This is a genomic window from Streptomyces sp. S6, assembly GCF_054880855.1.
Window position 1 is genome coordinate 1 of sequence record NZ_JBTYMC010000135.1, and the last position, 17,639, is coordinate 17,639.

Genomic DNA, 17,639 nt, shown 5'->3' on the forward strand with positions numbered 1-17,639 from the left:
CGAGGGCGCGGCCGAGGAGGACGGCCCGGGCGAGGCAGCCGCGCTGCCCGAGGCGGACGGCCTCGGGGTCGCACCGGGGGCCCTGGTCGTCGTACCGGACGCGGTGGCCGACGAGGTGCCGCCCGGAGCGGCGACGTCACCCGGCGTGCGTCCCTCGGAGGTACTAGGGGTACGGGTCGCCTCGACCTGACTAGCGGGCTTGCTGTCGTCGCCGGGGCCGGGCAGCGGAAGCCACGGAGCGCCCACGTTGCCGGAGAGGAGGGTGCCGACGATGACGGCCGCGTAGGCGCCGCACGCCACGCCGACGGCGAGTCCGAGGCGCCGGAAGTTACGGCTGCGGCGGCCCGACTCGTCGACGAACACGGGCCGTTCGGACGCCTCGCCGTCGGCCGTACCGCCCTGGAGCGGATCGAGCTGGACGGTCACCTCGGCAGAGTCGAGCCCCTCACCACCCGCCCCCTCAACGCCGGACAACCTCTTCCCACCGGACGCCCCCTCCACGCCGGACACCCCGTCCGCCGCCGCGTCACTCCCGTCCCGTACACCCCGTACCCCCGGAGAGCCACCCCCACGGCTCGGCCCCCCGTCCGCTCCGGCGCCACTCTTCGCCCGACGGCCCCGGGAAGCCACCGGCCAACCGCCACCGCTCCCACCACCACTCCCGGCACCGCCCCCAGCACCCGCCCCGGACACAGCCCCCGCCCCCCACCCCGACCCGGCTCCGGACCCGTACGACCCCGAACCCCTCTCAGGGTTCGCCCCCCACGGATCCCGCCCCACCGCCGCACTCCCCCGAGCGGACTCCGCCGACGCGACCGACACCGGCGAAACCGGCACCGCCCCAACCGACCCGGCAGACCCGGCCGCCCCGGCAGACAGAGACATGTGCGCCGCCGGCACCGGCACAGCCGAATCCGGCACCCGCGTAGAGGGGTCCGGCGCCCGCCGCCCCCTGTCGAGGACGTCGTCCGGGAACCCCTCCCATCCGGTCAGGCCCGGCAAGGCCCGCTCACCCGGTTCCCCGGATATCTCCCGCCGCTCACCGATGGCCGAAACCGTCTCGGGGAACTTCTGGATCCCGCCCCCGACCGCCGGGACCCCTTGCGTCGGCGACGCAGGCTCGGGCCACTCTGGTTGGGCGTCATCTCGCCATTTCTTCACGTGCGCACTTCCCCCCACGGGAGCACTCCGGGAACACCCGGGTCCATCCCGGGACATAGTTCTGGGCGCGTGTTCGACTACCGAGCACACGTCGCACAACCAGGCCCCCACCCGGTTTCACGCGCCCCGGATGTCTCTCCGTGCTCGGGGCGCCGAATCTAGCGCAGCGGATGCGCGCCGCGTGTGCGATGTGTCATTTGTATGCGGATGCCATGCCCATGTCGATGGCTGGAATCCATCCATCAGCAGGAATCTCCAACCACGATTCCTCGACCGCGAGTTCGAGCGCAGATTGCCGCAGTACCGCCAAGGCCGGATGGACCAGCCCCTTTCGCCACACGAGTGACACGGGGGACAAAGGGACGGGTTCGACGAGCGGCCGTCGAACCGTTCCCGGCATGGCCGGAAATCCCTCCACGGCGAGCACCGGCCAATTGGACCGGGCCATGACACGCCGGAACTCCTCCTCCCCCACGGCCATCGGCGCCGGCGGCGCGACCCGCACGCCACGCCCTTCGAACAACTGCCGTGCCAGATCGGTCCATTCGGGGGTGCGCGGATTCCCGGCCCCCGCATACACCTCCTCTCCCGCGAGTTCCCTCACCGGCACCGCGTCCCACGAGGCCAGCCGGTGGTCCTCGGCGAGGACGACGGCCATGGGCTCGTACCGGACGAGCTGATGCTCCAGCCGCGCCCGGAGCGACGGGTCGAGCCCGGCGTACCGCCCGAACGACGCGTCCAGCCGCCCGGCGATCATCTCGGCCGCCGCCCAGGTCAGGCCGCTCTCGTAGCGGGCCATCAACTCGTGCTCCGGAGCGAGCCGCCGCGCCCTCTCCAGGACGAGCGAACCCGTCGCGAGGCGCGGCGAGTTGAGGTCCACCAGCAGCGGCCGGGCCACCCCGAAGGCGGCACGCAGTTCGTCCTGCGCGTCCAACACCCGGCGCGCGTAGGGGATCAGGCGTTCGCCGTCGGACGTGAGGGCCACCTGCCGCGTCGTCCTGGCGAACAGCTCGACCCCCAACTCCCGCTCCAGCCGCCGCACATCACGGCTCAACGCCTGCTGGGCCACGAACAGCCGCGCGGCGGCCCGGGTGAAGTGCAGTTCCTCGGCGACGGCGAGGAAGACCCGCAGCAGTCGGGGGTCCAGATCCTGAGGCATCCGGCGAACCTAACAAGGACTGACAACCCAGGTGCGTGAATTACGGCCGAGCAGGTGTTGGACCCGACGATCACCGCCGTACGACCGTGGACGACATGCCCGACGCCCACCAGAAGCCCCCGCGCGTCCACAGAAACGCACCGGAAACCCTTTACACAACAACGGCCGACGCCCTGATCGCCGTCGACTTCACGCCCCGAACACCCCGGACACGCCGAACACCTCGAACACCCCAACCCCCCAGAACCCCCCGCACCCACACCCGCACCCCCACCCCCTACCACCGCCTCCTCTCCCACCCCGGCGCCCGAGCCTTCACCACCGGAAACCTCATCGCCCGCCTCCCCTCAGGCATGTTCAGCATCAGCGCGGTGATGATGATCGCCGAGCAGCGCGGCTCGTACGCGCTGGCCGGAGCGGTCACCGCGACCGGCCTCGCCGCGACGGCGATCGTCGCCCCCTGGACCGCCCGCCTCACAGACCGCCTCGGCCAGGCCCGAGTCGCCGTCCCCGCAGCCTTGTTCGCGGCGCTCGGCAGCATCGCCCTTGTCCTGTGCGTCCGTTACGACGCCCCCGCGTGGACCCTGTTTGCCGCGTACGCCGCGACGGCGACCACCCCCAACACGGGCGGCATGTCCCGCGCCCGCTGGGCCCACCTCCTGGCCGGCGACGCGGAAGCCCTGCACACGGCGAACTCCTTCGAGCAGGCGATGGACGAACTCTGCTTCCTGCTGGGCCCGTTGCTCGCGGCGCTGCTCTGCGCGAACGTCTTCCCGGAGGCCGGCACGCTCACCGGGACCGTCCTGCTCGTCACGGGCATCCTCCTGTTCGCCGCCCAGCGTTCGACCGAACCGCCCCCGCACGGCCGCACCACCACCGGCTCCCCGCTCACCGCCCCGGGCATGCCGCCCCTGCTCCTCGTCTGCCTCTGCCTCGGCACCGTGTTCGGGGCGATCGAGGTGACGACGGTCGCCTTCGCCGACGAGGCGGGCCACCGAGCCGCCGCCGGGCTGGTGTTGGGCCTCCAGGCGGGCGGATCGGCCGTCGCGGGGCTGGTGTTCGGAGCACTGGCGAGGCAGGTCGAACCGGCGTCCGCCAAGAAGCCGAAGCCGGGACACAAGGCCGACCCGACCCCGGACACCGGCCCGCATTCGGACACCGGCCCCCACCGGCTCCCCGAACCCGACACCACCCCCGACCCCGCCGCCCGCCGCCACCCCTGGTGCATCGCCGCCATGACCGCCCTCCTCCCCCTCCCCCTCCTCACCGCCGCCCTCACCGCCTCCCTGCCGCTCCTCGCCGTCGCCCTCCTCGTCGCCGGCGCCGCGACCGCCCCCACGATGATCACCGGCATGACCCTGATCCAGCAGCGCACCCCCGAGGGCCGCCTCAACGAAGGCATGACCCTCGCGGTGACCGGCCTCCTCGGCGGAATCGCCGCCGGCAGCGCGGCGGGCGGCTGGACGGCGGAGCACGTGTCGCCGACGGCGGGCTACGCCGTCCCGGTAGTGGCGGCGGCCACAGCCCTGCTCGTCTCGCTGTCGCAGAGGCCCCGGCACAACTGATCCCCTCGGCACCCCCGCTCGCGTCTCACTATCGAATCGCTTCCGTCATTCTCTGCCACCCCCATTGACGCACATCACCCCACCCAATAACTTCCTCAGTCGAAGCGCTTCGACGTCACGCACCACACCGACTTGAGGAACCGCGCGTGGCGCCGGCCCGACCCGAAGACCCGTCCGACTCTCCTGGAGACCTTGGATGTTGACGGCACAACGGCGGACACTGACGACAGCGGTGGCACTCAGCGCGGCACTCCTCCTCGCGTCCTGCGGCGGCACGGGCAGCGGGGAGTCCGACGGGAAGACCCTGCGCCTGTGGCACTACGAAGCCCCCAACAGCGCGATGGGCACGGCCTGGACGGAGGCGATCAAGGAGTTCGAGGCCAAACACCCGGGCGTGAAGGTGAAGTTCGAGGAGAAGAGCTTCGAGCAGATCCAGAAGACGGCCCCGATGGTCCTCAACTCCTCCGACGCACCGGACCTGATGGAGTACAACAAGGGCAACGCGACGGCCGGCCTCCTCTCCAAGCAGGGCCTGCTGACCGACCTCACGGACGAGGTGACGAAACGCGGCTGGGACAAGCTCCTGAGCCCGGGTGTCCGCACGACGAGCCAGTACAGCCCCAACGGCGTGATGGGTTCAGGCAGTTGGTACGGCGTCCCGAACTACGCCGAATACACGATGCTCTACCTCAACAAGGACCTCTTCAAGAAGTACGACGTCCCGGTGCCGACAACGTTCTCCCAATTCACGTCGGCCCTCCAGAAGTTCAAGGACGCCGGTGTCACCCCGCTGGCCAACTCCGGCGCGGAGTACCTGGCCCACCAGTACCTCTACCAGCTCGCCCTCTCCAAGGCCGACCGCTCCTGGGTCGACGCCTACGAGCTGTACAAGGGCAAGCCCGACTTCCACGACGCGGCCTGGACGTACGGCGCCGAGACGTTCGCCGACTGGGTGAATAAGGGCTACATAGCGAAGAGTTCGAGCGGGGCGACGGCGGAGCAGGCGGGCGTCTCCTTCCTCCAGGGCAAGGCGCCGATCCTGTTCTCGGGCAGTTGGTGGTACGGCCGTTTCCGCTCGGAGGCCAAGTTCGACTGGGGCACGACCCTGTGGCCGGACGCGAAACTCTCACCCGGCTCGGGCGGAAACCTGTGGGTCGTCCCGAAGAGCGCGAAGAACAAGCAACTCGCCTACGACTTCATCGACATCACCATGTCGAAGAAGATCCAGAACCTGCTGGGCGAGAAGGGCGGCGTCCCGGTCGCGGCGGACGCGAACGCGATCACCGACCCCAAGTCCCGGCAACTCATCACGGACTTCAACACGTTGAGCGCCCGTGACGGCCTCGCGTTCTACCCCGACTGGCCCGTCCCCGGCTTCTACGACGTCCTGGTCTCCGAGACACAGAAACTCATCACCGGCAGCGAGCGGCCCGAGGAGTACCTCGACGCGGTGAAGAAGGCGTACGACAAGGGCGTTCCGGCCTCATGACGGCGCCCCGCCGCCCGCGCTCGGCGTCCTACGCCCTGTTCCTGCTGCCCGGCGTCCTCGCCTTCCTCGCGGTCGTCATCGTCCCGTTCCTCATGAACACCGGTGTCAGCTTCACGAGTTGGCAGGGTGTCGGCACGCCGGAGTGGGCGGGCCTGGCGAACTACCGTGAGCTGCTGGACGATTCGGCGTTCTGGGAGTCGTTCCGGCACAGCCTGTTCATGGTCGTGGCGATGGCGGCGCTGCCCACGGCCGTCGGACTCGTCCTGGCCGCCGCCCTGTTCGACTACATCGGCAAGCACTTCGGGAGCCGGCTCACGACGGTCCTGCGGGCCTGTTTCTATCTTCCGCAGGTTCTGCCGATCGCGGTCGCGGGCATCGTCTGGAGCTGGATCCTCGCCCCGGACAACGGCTCGCTCAACGCGCTCCTGAAGGCCGTCGGCCTGTCGGGCTGGCAGCAGGACTGGTTGGGTGACCCGGACTTCGCGCTCTACAGCGTGATGGGCGTCCTGGTGTGGGTCCAACTCGGTTTCCCGCTCGTGGTGTTCATGGCCGGCCTGGAGCGCGTCGACCCCCAGTTGCACGAGGCTGCCGAGCTGGACGGCGCCGGCTGGTGGCGGCGCTTCTGGCACATCACGCTGCCGCAGATCCGCCCCGAGATCTCCGTCGTGCTGACCTGGTGCACGATCGCCGCGCTGAAGGTGTTCGGCGCGGTGTACGTCCTGACGAAGGGCGGGCCCGGCGGGGCGACGGACGTGCCGTCGTACTTCTCGTTCACCACGTTCTTCGAGAAGACCCAGGTCGGGTACGGCGCCGCGATCTCGACGGTGCTGACGGTACTGATCCTCGCGCTGTCCCTGATCGCGCTGCGGCTCCAGAACAGGTCGGAGGAGACAGGCACATGACAACCCGAAGCCGACCCGTACACCGACCCGCACGCCGCCCCGTCCTCACCCGCTACCCCGTCCTCCTGGCCCTCTGCCTCGCCGCCCTCTTCATGATCACCCCCTTCCTCATCGTCACCGTCAACGCCCTCAAGTCCCCCACGGAGTACGCCCAGAACGGCCCCCTCAGCCTCCCCGACGGCCTCTACCTGGACGGTCTGAAGGACTTCTGGACCCGCGTCGACTACACCCGGAAACTTGTCAACTCCACCCTGATCAGCGGCTCGGTGGCGATCCTCGCCACTGTCCTGTCCCTCCTCAACGCCTACGCGATCGGCATCGGCCGCATCAAGGGCCGCCCCTGGATCCTCGCCTTCTTCGTGCTGGCGAACGTGATCCCGCAGGAGGCGCTGGTCTACCCCGTCTACTACCTGAGCAAGCAACTCGGGCTGTACGACACGAGGTTGAGCGTCGTCATCGTGTTCACGGTGATCCAGTCGGCGTTCGGCACCTACCTCCTCGCCGCCGTCCTCGGCAGGTTCCCGCGCGAAGTGATCGAGGCCGCGCGCGTGGACGGCGCCAACAAGTGGCAGGTGCTGTGGCGGATCGTCGTCCCGATGAGCCGTCCCACCCTCGGCGTGCTGCTGGTGTTCTTCTTCATCTGGACGTGGAACGAGTTCCTGCTCCCGCTGGTGATGCTGATCTCGAACGACAACCAGACGGTGTCCGTCGCGCTCGGCGTCCTCCAGGGCCAGCGGCTGATGGACGCCACGATGACCAACTCGGCCGCCCTGCTGGGCGTGTTGCCCGCCCTCGTCTTCTTCCTCGTCTTCCAGCGCACCCTCACCCGAGGCATCGCCGTGGGCGCCGTCAAATAGACCGCTCAGGCAAGCCGCTCAAGTACCGCCCCTCCAGCCGAAATTCCCCCCTCCCCCCGCCAAGTAAGGACAAGCCACGTGAAGTTCACCGACGGTTACTGGCTGCTGCGCGACGGCATCACCGCCGCCCACCCGGTCGAGGTGCTGGACGTCGACGCGTCGGACGGAACCCTGGAGATCCACGCGCCGACGAAGCCCATCCGCCACCGCGGCGACCTCCTGAAGGGACCGGTCGTGACGATCAGCGCACACGCTCCGATGCCCGGCGTCATCGGCGTCACCTTCGCCCACTTCCGCGGCGAGCGCCCGCAGAGCCCCCAATTCGACCTGACCGCTGAGGAGTTCACCCCCCACCTGGAGTACGACGCCGACCACGCGACCCTCACCTCGGGCGAGCTGTCCCTGAAGGTCACCCGCACCGGCCCCTGGCATCTCGACTTCCGTGCCGACGGCCGCTCCCTGACCTCCAGCGGCCCCAAGGGCATGGGCATCATGCGCGACACCACCGACGGCGCCCACTACCTGCGCGAGCAGCTCAACCTGGGCGTCGGCACCTCGGTGTACGGACTCGGCGAACGGTTCGGCCCGCTCGTCAAGAACGGCCAGACCGTGGACATCTGGAACGCCGACGGCGGCACGGCCACCGAACAGGCGTACAAGAACACGCCGTTCTACCTGACCGACGCCGGGTACGGCGTCTTCGTCGACCACCCGGGCAAGGTGTCGTTCGAAGTCGGCTCCGAGGCGGTCTCCCGGGTCCAGTTCAGCGTGGAGGCCCAGGAGTTGACGTACTACGTCATCCACGGCCCCACCCCGAAGGAGATCCTGCGCAAGTACACGGCGCTCACCGGCCGCCCCGCGCTCCCGCCGGCCTGGTCGTTCGGGCTGTGGCTGTCGACGTCGTTCACCACGTCGTACGACGAGGAGACCGTCACCTCGTTCATCGAGGGCATGCGGGAGCGCGAACTCCCGTTGTCCGTCTTCCACTTCGACTGCTTCTGGATGCGCGAGCTGAACTGGTGCGACTTCGAGTGGGACCCGCGCGTCTTCTCCGACCCGGAGGGCATGCTGGCCCGGCTGAAGGCGAAGGGCCTGCACGTCTGCGTCTGGATCAACCCCTACATCGCCCAGCGCTCCCCGCTGTTCGCGGAGGGCAAGGAGCTCGGACACCTCCTGAAGCGGCCGGACGGCAGCGTCTGGCAGTGGGACCTGTGGCAACCCGGCATGGCCCTGGTCGACTTCACGAGCCCGGCGGCCCGCGACTGGTACGCGGCGAAGCTGGAGAAACTCCTCGCCCAGGGCGTCGACTGCTTCAAGACCGACTTCGGCGAGCGCGTCCCCACGGACGTCGCCTGGTCTGACGGCTCCGACCCGGAGCGCATGCACAACTACTACGCCTACCTGTACAACCAGACTGTCTTCGACGTCCTGCGCAAGCACCGCGGCGAGGGCGAGGCCGTCGTCTTCGCCCGCTCGGCCACGGCCGGCAGCCAGCAGTTCCCCGTGCACTGGGGCGGCGACTGCGAGTCGACGTACGAGGCGATGGCGGAGTCGCTGCGCGGCGGCCTCTCGCTCGGCCTGTCCGGGTTCGGCTACTGGAGCCACGACATCGGCGGTTTCGAGGGCACCCCGACGCCGGCCCTGTTCAAACGCTGGCTCGCGTTCGGCATGCTGTCCTCCCACAGCCGCCTGCACGGCAGCTCCTCCTACCGTGTGCCGTGGCTCTTCGACGACGAATCCGTGGACGTGCTCCGGGAGTTCACGCGCCTGAAGCTGAGCCTCATGCCGTACCTGTACGAGGCGGCGCGCGCCGCGCACGAGGAAGGCGTGCCGGTGATGCGCGCGATGGTCCTGGAGTTCCCGGACGACCCGGGCTGCGCGCATCTGGAACGCCAATACATGCTGGGCCCGGACCTGTTGGTCGCGCCGGTCTTCAACGACGAGGGAGAGGTGCGGTATTACGTCCCCGAAGGCGACTGGACCGACTTCCTCACCGGCCGCACGGTCACCGGCCCGCGCTGGGTGAGCGAGACGCACGGGTTCCTCAGCGTCCCGCTGCTGGTGCGGCCCGGCGCCGTGATCCCGGTGGGCGCGCACGCCGACCGGCCCGACTACCCGCACGCCGACGGGGTCACGCTGCGCGCGTACGGCCTCGAACAGGGCGCCCGGGTGACGGTGCGGGTGGGCGAGGCGAGTTTCACCGTCGTCCGCGAGGGAAACACCCTGCGGGCGTCCGCCGGTGACCCGACGGCTCCGTGGGCGCTGGCCGCCGGGGACCGGGTGACGCGGGCCGAGGCCGGATGCGGTTTCCTGACCGTGGAGTTGGACTGATGGTGAAGATCACCGATGTGGCGCGGCTGGCCGGTGTCTCGCCGAGCACGGTGTCGTACGCGCTGAGCGGCAAGCGGCCGATCTCCGAGGAGACCCGGCGCCGGGTGCAGGACGCGATCCGCGACCTCGGTTACCGGCCGCACGCCGGGGCCCGCGCGCTGGCCAGCAGCCGCTCCCGGGTGCTCGCCCTCGTCGTCCCCCTGCGGGCCGGCGTGCATCTCCCCGTCGTCATGCAGTTCGTGGTGTCGGTGGTGACGGCCGCCCGGCGCCACGACCACGACGTGCTCCTCCTGACGCAGGAGGAGGGCGAGGCGGGGCTGCGGCGGGCCGCGGAGGCGGCGCTGGTGGACGCGGTGATCCTGATGGACGTCCAACTCCACGACCCCAGGCCGTCGTTGCTGCGCTCCCCGGACCGGCCGACGGTGGCGATCGGCTTCCCGGCCGGCCCGCAGGGCCTCACCTGCATCGACCTCGACTTCCGGACGGCGGGCGAGGTGTGCGTGGAGCATCTCGCCGAACTCGGCCACCGGGCCGTCGCGTTGGTGGGGTCGCCGCCCGAGGTGTACGTCCGGCAGACGGCGTTCGCGCAGCGCGTCATGCAGGGGTTCACCACCGCCGCCGCCCGTGCCGGGCTCCAGTCCGCCGTGCACCCCTGCGAACCGACGCCTGTCGCGGCCCGCCGGGTGGCCGAGCAACTGCTGCGCGAGCAACCGGCGTTGACGGGGGTCGTCGTGCACAACGAGGCGGTCCTTGAGCCGTTGATCGAGGCGTTCGAGCAGCTCGGGCTGAGTGTGCCCGGGGACCTGTCGGTGGCCGCGATCTGTCCCGCCGACCTCGCCGAGCACCTCCAGGTCACCGCGGTCGCCCTGCCGTCCGGCCAAGTCGGCACGCAGGCCGTGGAGTTACTGATGGGGAAGCTCGCGGGGGAGCCGGTGCCGGAAACGACGCTGCTGCCACCGACCCTGACCCGGCGGGCCAGCACCGGGCCGCGGCACGCGTGAAGAGCGTGCAGAGCGTGAAAAAGCCAGAGGCCCCGCCGCTCGAAAGCGACGGGGCCTCTGCCCACATGGGATGAGGGGGTCTGGGGGTCATGCCCCCAGATATATGGCGAGATGGCCTGTGCTCGCGCTTTCTGCGAGCGCAGGCCACCCCCATCTCGTGGAGATGGCGGGAATCGAACCCGCGTCCAACGGTGCGGAATCAGGACTTCTCCGTGTGCAGTTCGCTGAGATTTTCTCGGCCCCGGTGATCACGCGAACAAGTCGCCGACGGGCCCAGTCACTGTTTGATTTCCCATCGAACCCCGTGACCGGGCTCGATGGTTTAGTCCCCTAGATTATGCCAGGGTCCGGGTCGGGAACACCCCCGGTCTGACACCCGTTAAGGGCCTTCACTCACTGCTTATTAGGCAGCGAGGGCGAAGGCGCGGGAATCGCTCTTGGAATTGGCGATTATTGGTTGCGACATATGGTTAACGAGATCATTGCCGCTTTCTCGACACGCTTCCCCTGCTTCGACATCCGCTGTCGAAACCGATCATCCCCATGTTGATTTTTCAAATCCCGTACCCGCCGTGGGGTACAGGCACCATCGTACGTGACCAACCCGCACGCATGCCACCGTATTCCCACGCGGCCGGCCGGGGTCAGCCCCGCTGCCGCCGCTTCGCCGCCGCGATCGCCCGGTCCGTCTCCCGCCGGTCCTGCTTCTCGCGCAGGGTCTGCCGCTTGTCGTACTCCTTCTTGCCTCGCGCGAGCGCGATCTCGGCCTTGGCGCGGCCGTCCCTGAAGTACAGGGCGAGCGGCACGATCGTGTGGCCGGTCTCCTCAGCCTTGACGGCGAGCTTGTCGATCTCCTCGCGGTGCAGCAGCAGCTTGCGCTTGCGGCGCGCGGAGTGGTTGGTCCAGCTGCCCTGGTGGTACTCCGGGATGTGCGCGTTGTGCAGCCACGCCTCACCGCCGTCGATCTGGACGAAGCCGTCCGCGAGGGAGGTGCGGCCCTCGCGCAGCGACTTGACCTCGGTGCCGGTCAGCACCAGGCCGGCCTCGTACGTGTCGATGATCGCGTAGTCGTGCCGTGCCTTCTTGTTCTGCGCGACGATCTTCTTCTTGCCCCCCTTCTCGCCGTCCCGGCTCTTGCCGCCCCCACCGCCCTGCTTGGGCTGGGACTCCTTCGGTACGTACATTCCCTTGCTCATAGTCCCGCCATTTTCGCACCAGCCGGGGCTCGAAGGGAAAGCCGTTTCCCCCTACGGCATCCGCCCCGACCCGCTCAGCACCCGCTCCGCCCGCTCCAGCACCCCGTCCCCCACCTCAAGATCCGGCGTGATCCCCACCCCGTCCACCGCGTGCCCCGACGGCGTCCGGTAATGCCCGACCGTCAGCTCCGCCACCGACCCGTCCGGCAGCCGCGTCGGCATCTGGACGGACCCCTTGCCGAAGGTCCGGCTCCCGACGACGACGGCACGCCCCCGGTCCTGCAACGCCCCGGTCAGCAGCTCCGCCGCGCTCATCGTCCCCCCGTCGACCAGGACGACCAGGGGTCTCGCGGTGTCGCCGCCCGCACCGGCGTGCAGGGCGCGCTGCGCGCCGTCCATGTCGTACGTCGCGACGAGGCCGCCGTCGAGGAAGACCGAGGCCGCAGCGACCGCCTCGGTGACCAGCCCGCCCGAGTTCCCCCGCAGATCCAGCACCACACCTCCCGACGCCTCCCGCGCGGCGGCCCGTACCGCCTCGCCCACTCCCTTGGTGAACGCGGAGACTCGAACAAGAGTTCCCCCGCTCCGAATCTTCTCGACGGTCACCGGCTCCGTCGACAGCGTCGCGCGCCGGACGGTCTCGGCCCACGCGCGCGTGCCGCGCTCCAAGCCGAGGCGGACGGCGGTCCCGGCGGGCGCACCGGTCGCGTCGCCGCGGAGTAAGGAGAGGACGTCGGTGACGGGAAGGCCGTCCACCGCGCGGCCGTCGACGCTGCGCAGCCGGTCCCCCGCGCGGATGCCGGCTTCGGCGGCGGGTGAGTCGCCGCTCACCTTGCTGACGGCGATCCGGCCGTCCGACTCGCGCCGCGCCCACAGCCCGACGCCGGTGTACTCGCCGTCGAGGGACTGCTCGAACTCCTCGAACTCACCCTCGGAGTAGACGGCCGCCCAGCGGTCGCCGCTGCGGCTCACGGCGCGTTCCGCGGCCTCCGTCGGGGACTTTCCCTGGGCCATCGCCTCGGCCGCCGCCTGCGCCACCTGCCGCCGTCCGTCGGGGACGACGGCCCGCGCGTGTCCCGTCCCGTCACCCCCCTGGGGCAGCGATCCCGTCGCCGCTCCCGCGACCAGAACGCTCGCGAACACCAAGGTCAGGGTGGCCCCGCGGCCGAAGCGGCGGGGCTGCGAGAACAGGTCGGGGCCTGACATGGCCGTGAGTCTAGGGGAAGCGAAAGGGCCGTACGGGCAGTTGTCCGTACGGCCCTCTTGGCATGTGTCACACCTTCAGGTACTTGCGCAACGCGAAGAACGCCGCAAGGGCGGGCATCAGCAGGCTCGCCGCGAGGATCAGCGGGAGCTTGGTCAGCAGGGCGTCCCAGCCGATGAAGTTGATCAGGCTCAGCTTCTGCGAGAGCGCCATGCCGTGGTCGATCGTGAAGTACCGGCCGAGCGTCAGACCGACGCAGGCGAGCACCCCGCCGATGAACCCGGCGACGGCCGCCTCGGCGATGAACGGCGCCTGGATGTAGAACCCGGAGGCGCCGACGAGCCGCATGATCCCGGTCTCACGCCGACGGCTGAACGCGGACACCCGTACAGTGTTGACGATCAACATCAACGCCACGACGAGCATCAATGCCATCACGCCGAGTGCCGCGCGGTTCAACAGGTTGAGCAGTTCGAAGAGGTTGTCGAGAATCCCCTTCTGGTCCTGCACAGATTGAACGCCGTCACGCCCGTTGAACGCGGTCGCGATGACCTGGTACTTCTCCGGGTCCTTCAGCTTGATCCGGTACGACTCCTGCATCTGGTCCGGCGTGAGGGACGCGGCCAGCGGCGAGTCGCCGAACTGCTCCTTGTAGTGCTTGTACGCCTCGTCCTGCGATTCGTACGTCACCGTCTGGACGACCGACATCTTCTCCAGGTCGGTCTTGATCTGCTGCTTCTGGTCCGCGGTGACGGCGCCCTTGGCGCAGTTGGGGTCCGACTCGGCGTCGCTCTTGTTGCAGAGGAAGATCGAGACGTTGACCTTGTCGTACCAGTAACCCTTCATCGTGCTGACCTGGTCGCTCATCAGCAGCGAACCGCCGAAGAGACCCAGCGAGAGGGCCACGGAGACGATGACGGCGAAGGTCATCGTCAGGTTGCGGCGGAGACCGACACCGATCTCCGAGAGGACGAACTGGGCGCGCATGGCGTCTGCTTCAAGCCTTTCCGTGGGACCTGGGGGCGGTCAGTGCTGGTAGCCGTAGACGCCGCGGGCCTGGTCGCGGACGAGTCGGCCCTTCTCCAGCTCGATGACGCGCTTGCGCATCTGGTCGACGATGTTCTGGTCGTGCGTCGCCATGATGACTGTCGTACCCGTGCGGTTGATGCGGTCGAGCAGTTTCATGATGCCGACAGAGGTCTGCGGGTCGAGGTTGCCGGTCGGCTCGTCCGCGATCAGCAGCTTGGGGCGGTTGACGAAGGCGCGCGCGATGGCGACGCGCTGCTGTTCACCGCCGGAGAGCTCGCCGGGACGGCGGTCCTCCTTGCCGCCGAGGCCGACGAGGTCGAGGACCTGCGGCACGGACTTGCGGATCTCGCCCTTCGACTTGCCGATGACCTCCTGGGCGAAGGCGACGTTCTCCGCGACCGTCTTGTTCGGCAGCAGGCGGAAGTCCTGGAAGACCGTCCCGAGCTGGCGGCGCATCTGCGGCACCTTCCAGTTGGACAGTCTGGCGAGGTCCTTGCCCAGCACGTGCACCTGGCCGTGCGTGCAGCGCTCCTCGCGCAGGATGAGCCGCAGGAACGTGGACTTGCCGGAGCCGGAGGAGCCGACGAGGAAGACGAACTCGCCCTTCTCCAGCTCCAGGGAGACGTCCCTGAGCGCGGGGTGGGTCTGCTTGGGGTAGACCTTGGAGACGTTGTCGAATCGGATCACGGTGCACCACAGGGTCGCCGGGGGTAGATGAGCGTGACCATACGCGAATCGGGTGAGGGAGCGCAGGCGGCCGTCACTGTTGGGTGTGGCTTGTGCGCATTTGCGTGCGGGCTGTGGAGGGGTGGCCGCCCTCGTAGGGGCGATCCGGCGCGGGTCGCGGAGGAACCTGGCACAGTAGAAGAGAAGGGCACTTCGGCGGAGCGGGAACGGATCCGTTTCCCGGCGCGTTGTAGAGGGTGCGCGGCAGAGAAGGACCGGTGCGAAGGAGGGCGAGCGCATGACGTACGACCGGCTGGTGTGCGCTAACTGCGCGGCGCCCGTGAGCGAGGGCCGGTGCCCGGTGTGCCGGGCGAACCGCGCGCGGTTGCAGCAGGAGAGCGGGCTGGGCGCGCTGAGCCCCGCAGCCCTGGTGGCCGCGCTCGTCGTCCTGATCGCGGCGGTGGCCCTGCTGGCCCACCAGACCGCGTAGCGGCCCGGCGCGATACGCCGAAGGGGCCCGGAGCTTGTTCTCACAAGCTCCGGGCCCCTCTCGCTACTGGGCGACCGCTGTCGGCCGTCAGGCGGCGGCGCCGCCGCGGCCCTCGACGAGACGCGGGAGCACCCGGAAGCCGATGCCGCCGACGATCATCGTCGCCGCACCGATCACCAGGAACGTGGTCTGCCCGGCACCCGTCTCGGCCAGCTCCTCGTTCCCGCCCTGCGGGGTCGCCTCGGAGGAGGAGGTGTCGGTCAGCGCCGAGCTGCCGCGCTCCTGGGTGGAGGGGCCGCCGGTGGAGGTACCGCCGGTGGAGTCGGGGGTGGTGCCACCGCCGGTGGTGGAGCCGCCGTCGGAGCCGGTGCTGCCGCCGGTGCTGGTCGAGCCGCCGGTCGTGGTTGAACCGCCCGTGGAGGACGAGCCGCCCGTGCTGGAGGAGCCGCCGGTCGTGGTGGAACCGCCGGTGGAGGACGAACCGCCGGTCGTCGTGGTGGAACCGCCCGTGGACGACGAACCACCCGTCGACGACGAACCGCCCGTGGAGGACGAGCCACCGGTCGTCGTGGTGGAACCACCGGTCGTGGTGGTGGAGCCGCCCGTGGTGGAGGAACCACCCGTGGTGGAGGAACCGCCGGTCGTCGCCGGGTCACCCGAAGTGGAACCGGTGGTGGCGGGGTCGCCGGTGGTGGAACCGGTCGTCGCCGGGTCGCCCGAGGTCGAACCGGTCGTGGCCGGGTCACCGGAGGTCGAACCGGTCGTCGCCGGGTCACCCGAAGTGGAACCGGTCGTGGCCGGGTCACCCGAGGTCGAGCCACCGCCGGTCGACGTCCCGCCGGTCGTCGGCGGGTCCGGGCAGATCCCGATGGGCGGGCAGCTCGGCGGGTCGACGGGGTCGGCGGAGGCGATGCCGGCCACCGTCAGGGACGCACCGGCGGCGATGATCGAGCCGGCGGCTATACGCGCGATACGGACGCGCGTCTTCTTGGTCATATGGCTGCTACCCCCAGTAGCTGTTCGTCGAGGAGGGGCAGCGTCGTCGAGGCGGTGATCGACGGGGGACGGCTGAGTCGATCCACATCCCCCGGTTCACATGCGCCTCGCGGACAACGCATGCCAGATTGCACCCTCCCGATTTTTCCCAGCACCGTCAAGGCCGTTGCGCGCGCAATGTCCAGCTCCGCACGCTATGCCGGGCGTCGGAATTTGTGAGTGTGACGTAAGACCCAGAACCCGGAAGACCCGCGGGAACGCGAAAGGCAACCGCCCCCGAATCAGGGACGATTGCCTTGTCGACAAACCTACAGAATTACTTCTCCTGCTGCTTGCGCCAGCGAATCCCGGCCTCCAGGAACCCGTCGATCTCGCCGTTGAACACGGCCTCGGGGTTACCGACCTCGAACTCGGTCCGCAGGTCCTTGACCATCTGGTAGGGGTGCAGGACGTACGAACGCATCTGGTTGCCCCAGGAGTTGCCGCCGTCCCCCTTGAGCGCGTCCATCTTGGCCTGCTCCTCCTGACGGCGCCGCTCAAGCAGCTTCGCCTGGAGGACGTTCATCGCGGTCGCCTTGTTCTGGATCTGCGAGCGCTCGTTCTGGCAGGAGACGACGATGCCGGTGGGGAGGTGGGTCAGCCGGACCGCGGAGTCCGTGGTGTTGACGCCCTGCCCGCCGGGCCCGGAGGACCGGTAGACGTCGACCCGCAGCTCGGACTCGTCGATCTCGACGTGGTCGGTCTGCTCGACGACCGGCAGCACCTCGACGCCCGCGAACGACGTCTGCCGCCGCCCCTGGTTGTCGAACGGCGAGATCCGCACGAGCCGGTGCGTGCCCTGCTCGACGGAGAGCTGGCCGTACGCGTACGGCACGTGCACCGCGAACGTCGTCGACTTGATGCCGGCCTCTTCGGCGTACGACGTCTCGATCAGCTCGGTCTTGAAGCCCTTCTGCTCCGCCCACCGCAGGTACATCCGCTGGAGCTTCTCCGCGAAGTCCGCGGCGTCCACGCCACCGGCCTCCGCGCGGATGTTGACGAGCGCCTCACGGGAGTCGTACTCGCCGCTGAGCAGCGTACGGACCTCCATCTCGTCCAGCGCCTTGCGGACGGACGCCAGCTCGGACTCGGCTTCCGCGCGGGTGTCCGGGTCGTCCTCCTCGTCGGCCATCTCGAAGAGGACGGCGAGGTCGTCGATGCGACCGCGCAGGGTGTCCGCCTTGCGCACCTCGGCCTGGAGGTGGGACAGCTTGCTGGTGATCTTCTGCGCCTCGTCCGGGTTGTCCCAGAGGGAGGGGGCCGCCGCCTGCTCCTCAAGCACGGCAATGTCTGCCCTCAGCTTGTCGAGGTCCAGGACGGCCTCGATCGACTCCATGGTCGAGGAGAGGGACTTCAGCTCTTCGGATACATCGACGACTGCCACACCCCCAGCCTAACGGCTACCACCGACAAGGACTCCGCACGCCCGGGAAGTACCGCCTCAGGGGGCGGCGGGCGACGAGTTCCCGGTCTCCTGCGCGGGCGCGGACCCGGCGGAGCCGTCCGACGTCGCGAGCCAGGCCCCCACCCCGACGGCGGCGGCGACGGCGACCC

Annotated in this window: 15 protein-coding genes and 1 other RNA gene; 8 read left to right on the plus strand and 8 right to left on the minus strand. The window is 69.6% G+C overall.

All coding sequences use genetic code 11. The annotated features are described in order from the left end of the window. Window positions 1-190, plus strand: a 190-nt coding sequence (locus tag ACVNF4_RS19650; RefSeq protein ID WP_461804149.1) for a hypothetical protein, incomplete at its 5' end; no start/stop codon positions are given. 1,164 nt (window positions 191-1,354) lie between these two features. Here the strand turns inward: ACVNF4_RS19650 and ACVNF4_RS19655 are convergent. Beyond that, window positions 1,355-2,320 carry a LysR family transcriptional regulator gene (locus tag ACVNF4_RS19655; RefSeq protein WP_461804150.1) on the minus strand — a complete coding sequence of 322 codons (966 nt, stop codon included), beginning with the start codon at window positions 2,318-2,320 and terminating at the stop codon, window positions 1,355-1,357. 95 nt (window positions 2,321-2,415) lie between these two features. On the opposite strand from ACVNF4_RS19655, the gene ACVNF4_RS19660 reads away from it, so the two are divergent. The 6 genes from ACVNF4_RS19660 (at window position 2,416) to ACVNF4_RS19685 (ending at window position 10,465) form a co-directional block, all read left to right on the plus strand. Next, entirely contained in the window at window positions 2,416-3,885 is a 1,470-nt protein-coding gene (locus ACVNF4_RS19660; protein WP_461804151.1) for an MFS transporter, read from the plus strand. Window positions 3,886-4,081: 196 nt separating this feature from the next. After that, complete coding sequence (locus tag ACVNF4_RS19665; protein ID WP_461804152.1) at window positions 4,082-5,374, plus strand: ABC transporter substrate-binding protein; 1,293 nt, start codon at window positions 4,082-4,084, stop codon at window positions 5,372-5,374. Beyond that, window positions 5,371-6,276 carry a carbohydrate ABC transporter permease gene (locus ACVNF4_RS19670; RefSeq protein WP_461804153.1) on the plus strand — a complete coding sequence of 302 codons (906 nt, stop codon included), beginning with the start codon at window positions 5,371-5,373 and terminating at the stop codon, window positions 6,274-6,276. The genes ACVNF4_RS19665 and ACVNF4_RS19670 overlap by 4 nt, the downstream gene beginning before the upstream one ends. Next, complete coding sequence (locus ACVNF4_RS19675) at window positions 6,273-7,133, plus strand: carbohydrate ABC transporter permease (protein ID WP_461804154.1); 861 nt, start codon at window positions 6,273-6,275, stop codon at window positions 7,131-7,133. Before ACVNF4_RS19670 ends, ACVNF4_RS19675 begins: the two co-directional genes overlap by 4 nt. Window positions 7,134-7,211: 78 nt before the next feature. Next, on the plus strand, window positions 7,212-9,464 hold the full coding sequence (gene yicI, locus ACVNF4_RS19680) for an alpha-xylosidase (RefSeq protein ID WP_461804155.1): 2,253 nt from the start codon (window positions 7,212-7,214) through the stop codon (window positions 9,462-9,464). Beyond that, window positions 9,464-10,465, plus strand: a complete 1,002-nt coding sequence (locus ACVNF4_RS19685) for a LacI family DNA-binding transcriptional regulator (RefSeq protein ID WP_461804156.1) — start codon at window positions 9,464-9,466, stop codon at window positions 10,463-10,465. Before yicI ends, ACVNF4_RS19685 begins: the two co-directional genes overlap by 1 nt. A 155-nt stretch (window positions 10,466-10,620) precedes the next feature. Here the strand turns inward: ACVNF4_RS19685 and ssrA are convergent. The 5 genes from ssrA to ftsE all read right to left on the minus strand — a co-directional run bounded on the left by ssrA (window position 10,621) and on the right by ftsE (window position 14,581). Beyond that, window positions 10,621-11,008, minus strand: a transfer-messenger RNA (tmRNA) gene (ssrA, locus tag ACVNF4_RS19690). Between the two features lie 101 nt (window positions 11,009-11,109). Then, window positions 11,110-11,649 carry an SsrA-binding protein SmpB gene (gene smpB / locus ACVNF4_RS19695; RefSeq protein ID WP_461804160.1) on the minus strand — a complete coding sequence of 180 codons (540 nt, stop codon included), beginning with the start codon at window positions 11,647-11,649 and terminating at the stop codon, window positions 11,110-11,112. Window positions 11,650-11,712: 63 nt separating this feature from the next. Further along, window positions 11,713-12,867, minus strand: coding sequence for a S41 family peptidase (locus ACVNF4_RS19700; RefSeq protein WP_461804157.1), 1,155 nt, complete (start codon window positions 12,865-12,867; stop codon window positions 11,713-11,715). A 67-nt stretch (window positions 12,868-12,934) separates the two neighbouring features. Continuing rightward, window positions 12,935-13,852 carry a permease-like cell division protein FtsX gene (gene ftsX / locus ACVNF4_RS19705; protein WP_409117981.1) on the minus strand — a complete coding sequence of 306 codons (918 nt, stop codon included), beginning with the start codon at window positions 13,850-13,852 and terminating at the stop codon, window positions 12,935-12,937. 39 nt (window positions 13,853-13,891) lie between these two features. Next, entirely contained in the window at window positions 13,892-14,581 is a 690-nt protein-coding gene (ftsE, locus tag ACVNF4_RS19710) for a cell division ATP-binding protein FtsE (RefSeq protein WP_355873463.1), read from the minus strand. A gap of 277 nt (window positions 14,582-14,858) precedes the next feature. On the opposite strand from ftsE, the gene ACVNF4_RS19715 reads away from it, so the two are divergent. After that, window positions 14,859-15,050, plus strand: coding sequence for a hypothetical protein (locus tag ACVNF4_RS19715; protein WP_461804158.1), 192 nt, complete (start codon window positions 14,859-14,861; stop codon window positions 15,048-15,050). Window positions 15,051-15,137: 87 nt separating this feature from the next. Here ACVNF4_RS19715 and ACVNF4_RS19720 read toward each other — a convergent pair whose 3' ends face one another. After that, complete coding sequence (locus ACVNF4_RS19720) at window positions 15,138-16,046, minus strand: hypothetical protein (RefSeq protein WP_461804159.1); 909 nt, start codon at window positions 16,044-16,046, stop codon at window positions 15,138-15,140. A gap of 316 nt (window positions 16,047-16,362) precedes the next feature. Further along, on the minus strand, window positions 16,363-17,469 hold the full coding sequence (prfB, locus tag ACVNF4_RS19725; protein WP_355873471.1) for a peptide chain release factor 2: 1,107 nt from the start codon (window positions 17,467-17,469) through the stop codon (window positions 16,363-16,365). Between the last annotated feature and the right edge of the window lie 170 nt (window positions 17,470-17,639).